The sequence below is a fragment of the Moraxella sp. E33BD genome (genome assembly GCF_041807865.1).
Taxonomy (GTDB): Bacteria; Pseudomonadota; Gammaproteobacteria; order Pseudomonadales; family Moraxellaceae; genus Moraxella; species Moraxella haemolytica.
Genome location: NZ_JBGTZD010000032.1, coordinates 1 through 2218, shown reverse-complemented (window position 1 = coordinate 2218; position 2218 = coordinate 1). Strand labels below are relative to the sequence as shown.

At 48.4% G+C, this 2218-nt stretch carries 1 pseudogene; it reads left to right on the top strand.

Features of this window, described 5'->3' with window-relative positions:
* Positions 1 to 2218: pseudogene (locus tag ACERC6_RS10195) on the top strand (tail length tape measure protein); the annotation flags it as partial.

Below are 2218 nucleotides of genomic sequence, written 5' to 3'. Positions count from 1 at the left end.
GTATTGGCACCGCCTTAACCTCACTAGGTCGCATCCTCCTAAGACATCCTTTGATGGTGATTGCTGGCGTCATCTCAGCCGTCATTGTACGCACGATGGGACTACAAAAGGCGATGGAGAGCCTGTCTGAGGCGACGGCGGTGCTAGGTGAGCTGCTAGGGCAGATGGTCGATGCTGGCATTAAAGGATTTAAATGGCTTGGCGATGTTACGCTGGATTTTTTTAGCCGTTTTAGATCAGATGGCAAACAGTCCACCAATCAGGTCTTGGGCTTTTTTGGTGGGCTGTTTAAAGGTACTCGTGGTGGCTTTGTGGGTGTGCTACAAATCATCGCTCGGGTGTTTGATTTGGCATCAGCGACCATCAAGACCTTTGTGCAGTACGCTTGGAAAAACATCAGCTCACTTGGCACGGCAATCGCTAATGTGTTCAAGGGCATTGGTAATTTTGCCATCTCTGTCTTTGAAGGCTTAGTCAACCACATCAGCAAAAATATCAATTTTCTCATCGATGGCATGAATGCCGTGTCCGATTTTTTTGGTGGTGGGCAAATCAAGCGATTAGATTCGGTGTCCTTTGGGCGATTGAGCTATGGCAGCATAGACTTTGGCGTGGCTGGATTTTTTGATGCAGTCAAATCAAACAATAACCAGTATCTTGAAGGCAAATTACTTGCCGCCCACGACAAAATAACAGATGCCGCCAACCAATCCAAAGACGCTCACGATGGTTTGGCTGGTTCACTGGATGCCACCAGCAAGGCGAGCGAAAACGCCACCAAGAACACCAAGAAAAACGAAAACACCCAAAAGTCTTTGACCGATGCCATCAAGGAACAGCGGTCAGAATGGGAAAAGCTACGCTATGAGATGGCACACCCCTTAAATCTTGAAATCGACAAGGTAAACTGGGAGATTGCCAACGGCAAGTTTAAGGGTATTGATAAGGCACTAAAAAAGCAGCTGCAAGACGCCGCACGAGCGATGGACATTGACATCATTCATGATGAGCTGGACAAGCTGGTACAGCAGACCGCCATCGATAACATGAACCGTGGACAGACAGGCAAATTGGCTGAGCTGTTAGGACATCTTGACAACTCACGCCATAAGCTCTCCTTACTCAAAGATGAAGTGATTGAGTTTAACGAACAAGGCAAACGGGTTATCAAGACCACAGGCAAGCTGGGCGTTGCTTTGTCGCAGATGGCGTTGGCAGATTGGCACGAATACGCTCATGCGTCCAATCAGAGCATCGGTGAGCTTGACAAGCAAATCGAGCTGGTCAAGGCTAAGGGGGATTTTAGTAAAGAGCTGCTTGCGTTTGAGCATGAATACCAAGCCACCTTGGATAAATATGCCCACTTAGCAGAGCTTGATGATACCGAAGCATACACACTCATAAAAAATCAAGCCGAACAGCTCAAGCTACGCCAACAGATGCTTGCTACACAGACCGCTTATCAAGACATACTTGATGGCTTGCAAGATGAAGAGAGTAAAAAACTTACCACATTGCAAAACCAGCTTGATGTCATCGCCAAGCAGCACAAGCTCATGCAGAGTATGCCGCAGATGAGTAGTGCCATCGACCCGCTTGATGCCAGCTTTGGCGTGCTCAAACAAGCCCTTGATTTGCCAAGCGTACCGATGAATGCTATTGAGCAACTAGAATCAGAGCATCAAAGCAGACTTGATATGATTGAGGGTTTTTTGGAACGGCAACAAGAGCTGTACAAGGGCAACGAAAAAGCTTTGACACGCATCACCGAGCAAGGCGAACAGGCACGAGTGGCGGCAAAACAGCACTACGAGGAGACCAAAAACAAGCTCATACTGACAGAGTCTGAAAGTCTGTTTGGCTCACTCGCCAACATCGCCAAAGACGGACTTGGCAAGCAGTCTAAGGTCTACCGTGCGATGTTTGCCATGCAGCAGGGTTTTGCGATTGCACAGGCAGGTCTTGCCATACAACAAGCCATTTCACAGGGTCTCGCCAAAGGCTTTCCGACAGGACTTAGCGATATGGCGTTGGCGGTGTCGCATGGGGCGAAAATCATCAGTGCGATTAAGTCAGTAACAATGCCCATCGGTCAAGCCCACGACGGCATCATGAGCGTCCCCAAATCAGGCACTTGGAACTTAGAAAAAGGCGAACGAGTACTGCCTAAACATACCGCCAAAGCCTTAGATGATAAATTGAACAGCTTGCAGGGTCG